Annotated in this window: 4 protein-coding genes; all 4 read right to left on the bottom strand. The window is 40.2% G+C overall.

What is annotated here, in order from left to right; genetic code table 11:
* Window positions 1–343: GntT/GntP/DsdX family permease (locus TY15_RS22580; RefSeq protein ID WP_042375658.1), on the bottom strand; the 343-nt coding region annotated here is incomplete at its 3' end.
* 118 nt (window positions 344–461) lie between these two features.
* Window positions 462–1,568 (bottom strand): sugar diacid recognition domain-containing protein, encoded by a 1,107-nt coding sequence (locus TY15_RS22575; protein ID WP_040206744.1) that lies wholly within the window; start codon window positions 1,566–1,568, stop codon window positions 462–464.
* Window positions 1,565–2,272: a polysaccharide deacetylase family protein gene (locus TY15_RS22570; protein WP_040206743.1), complete on the bottom strand. Its 708-nt coding sequence runs from the start codon at window positions 2,270–2,272 to the stop codon at window positions 1,565–1,567. Before TY15_RS22570 ends, TY15_RS22575 begins: the two co-directional genes overlap by 4 nt.
* A gap of 51 nt (window positions 2,273–2,323) precedes the next feature.
* Window positions 2,324–4,981: a penicillin-binding protein 1A gene (locus tag TY15_RS22565; RefSeq protein WP_052449617.1), complete on the bottom strand. Its 2,658-nt coding sequence runs from the start codon at window positions 4,979–4,981 to the stop codon at window positions 2,324–2,326.
* Window positions 4,982–5,048: the final 67 nt, after the last annotated feature.

Genomic DNA, 5,048 nt, shown 5'->3' with positions numbered 1-5,048 from the left:
CCGCCGTTAAAATCATCGTTGCAACTGCCAAAGCCAGCAATGCTCTTGTTTCACCCAGTTTTTTCACAATGGTCTCCGCAATGACAGCGGCAGCACCTGATTCAATCAAGACTCCGGCTAAAACACCAGCTGCTAAAATTCTTAATACAGCTGGAATAATCCCCTTGGCCCCTTCCATCATTAAATTAACTGTGTTGACTATATCGACTCCGCCGACAAGACCGCCAATTAAGGCGCCGGCAATCATTCCGTAGGCAGGAGAAACCTTCTTTAAAATCAAGACAATCGCTACAACCAATGCGACAATTGCACCTAAAGCGCTTACTTGAATCTGTGCATCCATTTGTCAATACCTCCTTGTTTGCTATACATTGATTGTAAGCGTTTCCTTAAGCGATTACATCGGTCAGTCTATCAAAAAAAGGCCCGATTTTCTCCGGCCTTTTGTGCATTTGCACAAATTACTTAATTTGATTTTGAATAATAGAGAGGTAAAGCTCCAGCAAATCCTTTACCTTACGAGGATCCTTCTTCGTAAGGTCTGTAATCCTTTCCAAACGATATCTAAGTGTATTTCGATGGATAAACAGGCGTTCAACTACTTTTTGCGTGTCCCCATTCTCTTCCACATACACGAATAACGTTTCGAGCAGTTCCCCCTTTTTGTCTTGCTCTTTCAATTGCTGAAAATAAGGGCCAATCTCTTCGTCAACCCCCAATTGATCTGCTCGGGCAAGAAACACTGGCAATTTGTAGTCCTCATAAAAATAAATATTTTTTTTGGGGGCTAGCTTTCTGCCAACCTTTAAAGTAGTAACGGCCTCTTGATAAGACTTGGAGATACCATCTAAATCCGAATGAAAGCTGCCAATAGCCATTTTAAAAGGTTCTTTTTGACTTTTTTCCAAGCCCTCCGCCCACTTGCCTAGCTGCTCCAGAGTCTGGGCTTTCTTACTATTTATCTTTTTTAACAGAACAATATGATCGGGCTGCATGACATATAAATCATCTTTGTCCAATTTATCGCGGACCCATTTATACCCGGTTGATTGGTCTTCAACGGTTAAAATCATCGCGGCCCGCGGGAGATTCAAATTGATCCCTAGTCGTTCAGCCCTTTCAAAATAAAGGGAATCCAAATTTTCGATGCCGTGCATTAACTGGCTGGTCATTTCTTCTTTAAGTCGTTCGTCCCACTGCATTTCATCGATAAGGACTGCTTGCTGAAGGATCATTTCTGCAGCCATTTTAACTAACTCCCCATAGTTACGAATTTCGTCTGGTTCCCCAGTTATCCCAATGACTCCCACGACATGATCCCGGAAATTAATCGGCAGGTTGATTCCTGCCTTCACACCGTGAAGCAGCCTAGCTTCGGCCTCACCGATCTCAGACCCTGAATGGTTCTCAATAACCTTAACTGCCCCTTCATGAATCGTATGAATTCTGTTTCTATCCCCTGAACCAATAATGATCCCTTTTTCATTCATCACATTGATATTTCGATTAATAATTCGCATCGTTCTATCGACAATTTCTTGGGCTAAGGATTGATCTAAAAATTTCATAGGGATTCCTCTTTTTGAATTTCATCAACCGTTAGAAATGTATATCCTTCTTTTGATAAAAACTGTAAGATTCCTTTAATCGTTTTTAGTTCTTCACCGGTATGATCATACATTGGGTGAATTAAAATAATCGATCCGGGTTTTACATTCTCTTTTACATCATTTATTTTATCATTGGCTGAGGTATGGTTAGTATCTGGCTCAATGCTCCAAGTAATCGTTTCCCTCTTATGCTTATACAAATAATACGGCAATCCAATAATTTTTTTCCCATTCGGCGGTCGAAAGTCAATCTCCCCACTATACCCAGCATTACGAATGAGTCTGTCCGTCTTTTCAATTTCCCCCTTGATAAAAGAAGGGGATTTAAAAATCATTCTTTGATGGGAATATGTGTGATTCCCAATTTGATGCCCAGCTTCGACTATCTTCTTTGCTTCATCTGGATTCTTTTCAATATCACTCCCGATAAGAAAAAATGTGGCTTTGGCATTGTATTGATCCAATAAAGGGAGAATGTCATCCACATTTTTGGTTGGTCCATCATCAAATGTTAGGGCAACTACTTTTTTGCGGGTCTCTATCTGAGAAGTTAGCCCACCGAACAACTGAAAGGTTCTAGCGTTCATTAACTTATACATCCCCAACAATAGGAGAATGATTACCAACATACTCATTCCCCAAAACATCCATTTTTTCTTCATAAATTCGGCCTTTCTTTTGTCATTTTATAAAATCCACAAAACTGACTATCATTAAGGCTGTGCTTTATTCTGATCTTCTGTCTCAGCACCATTTTCTACACCGGTCCCATTTTCAGGAAGATTAACTGTAACCGAGGTGGAGGTCGGATCACTCACACCAGCATCATTTGAAGCGACTACCGTAATGACATACGTTTGACCTGGCTGCGGAGTACTTAACGTCGCACTTGTTCCTGATGTAGTCGTTAAGGTTTGTGTACTACCATTCACCGAATAAGTAACGATAAATTGGACATTTTTCAGATTGGTGGTATTGTTTTTCCAACTAATCAAAATACGATTCGAATTTTGATCATATTGAGCATTCAGGTTACTTGGACTATTTGGTATTTCTTCTGTTTCTTTAACCGTTAAGGAAGTCGCGGCAGCCTCACTTTTGGCACCTTCCGCAATAGCCGTGACCGTAAAAACATATGGCTTTCCTTTCACTGGACTCTCTAGTATGGCTTGTAAGTCGCTCGTAGACGGTAATTTTGTTGTTTTTCCATCTACTGTGTAAGAAACCTCAAAAGTTGTCCCCGAAAGACCCTCTGATGTGTAGTTCCATGATAGTTGAATACGGTCTGAAGCTTCATCATATGTTGCTTGAACGTCAGTTGGCTTTTTAGGCTTTGGCGGTTGTGGCTTTTCACCATTTTTAACGTAGTATTCATTGCCTGACTTTGCCACACTACTTGGTTGTTCAAATCTGTCCGTACTCGTAGCTGTTCGTGACATAATCGCCTTAAACACTAACTTAGAGAAGTCCGCACTTTTGCTTCCTAAATAGTCATCTGAAGATTTGGTTTCTGTATAGCCAGTCCAAACCGCGCCGGTGTATTGTGGCGTATATCCTACAAACCACGCATCCCGTGTCGCATTTTCTGGTAACCCATATTTCTCTATAGCCGATTGATCGAAGCTAGTTGTTCCCGTTTTACCAGCTAAATCTAGCTGGGGCAGATTTGCCTTTGTACCTGTTCCTGAATCTACAACTGTACGTAACATATCTGTGATCAAGAAGGCTGTATAATCTGCCATTACTTTCTTTTTACTTGAAGCTAACTCCTCTTCTGTTCCATCTGAATAGATTATTTTTGAAACAGTATACGGTTTAATATAGTAACCACCATTCCCAAAGGCGGCATAGGCACCCGCCATATTCAGCGGTGATGCAGCGTCAATGGCCCCAATCGCATTTGATTCATTCGCCTTTTGTGTGTCTGTAATAGGAAAACCAAGGCTATTCGCAAAATTTGTTGCATAATCTGCGCCAACAGCTTGATAGGCCTTTAAAGCAGGGATATTTCGTGACCAGGTCAAGTGCTCTCTAATCGTCTTATTTCCTGCATACGTACGACTTGCATTTCGAATCGGTGTTCCATTTGTATATTGATACTCTTCATCTTTTAGGATGTGCCCTGTCGACCATTTAAATTTTTCAATTGCTGGTCCGTAATCCAGAATAGGTTTAATCGTAGAACCAGGATGACGTTTAATCATCGTGGCATAGTTAAATCCACCCGTTTGATAATTTCGCCCGCCGCCAATGGCTTTAATTGCACCCGTTTGTGTATCTAAAATAACTACAGCTGTTTGTAATTTTTGATTATCTGGATAGTCAATATACTCATTAGTTGATAGGGCATTCTCTGTGATCCGTTGAATTTCAGGATCAATCGTAGTATAGATTTTTAATCCATCCTCAAAAATATTTGCCTTTGTTTTGGTTTGAACCTCTGTAATCACCGTATCCACAAAGGCCTGATACTTATTTGCAGGCTTTTGTTGAATATTTAACGTATCTTCTATCGGTGTTTGTTGGGCGCTTTCCATTTTCGCTTTGGAAAGATAGCCATGTCTATTCATATATTGAAGCACCAAATTTCTTCGTTTTTCGGCCGCCGGCAGATTACTTTCAACAGTAGGAATATAATTGTTAGGGCTTTGTGGAATCCCTGCTAGCAGTGCTGCCTGTTCTAGTGTTAATTTATTTAACTCATTAGGCCCTAATCCAAAGAATCGCTCAGCTGCCTTTGCGACACCATTTACATCACTGCCATATAAATTTTTATTAAAATACATTTCAAGGATTTGATCCTTAGAAAACTTTTTTTCTAATTGAGTCGCTAAATACCATTCTTGGATCTTTCTCGTTAGCGTTTTCTCAGTTGACAAGAAGGCATTTTTCACAATTTGTTGTGTAATCGTACTACCACCTTGTGAGGAACCCGTCGTGATATCCGTCCAAACGGCCACAAGTGTCCGTTTTATATCAATTCCATGGTGCTTGTAAAAACGGGCATCCTCTGTGGCCAAAACGGCATTTTTTAGGACATCCGGGATTTGATCGATCTCAATATTATCTCGTTTTTCTGTACCGACCTCGGCAATAATGGTTTCCCCATCACTAGCATATACTTGAGATGATAAAGGATCCTTTAATAGAGTTTCATCAAACTTTGGCGCATCTTTGATAATCCATAAAAAAGCGCCTACTCCAGCCAGGAACATCACCAGCCCGATTGTAAGACAAATATAGAGGACTTTTTTCCAGGATATTTTTCTCGGCCCCTTGTTCTTATTCTGTTTGGATGCTCGTTGTTGCTGCTGCTCTTGTATTTTTTTTCGTTCTGTTCGAGACGAATAATCTTCAGTCATACTACTCATTCCTGCCTTCCTAGTAAAAAAGATAATCTTTAAAAGTACTATTATTATAATTTCTTTATTCTTACCA

This window comes from Neobacillus jeddahensis (genome assembly GCF_000612625.1).
GTDB classification, from domain to species: Bacteria; Bacillota; Bacilli; order Bacillales; family Cytobacillaceae; genus Neobacillus; species Neobacillus jeddahensis.
Note: the sequence above shows the minus strand (reverse complement) of the source record. Positions and strands in the feature narration are given on the sequence as shown.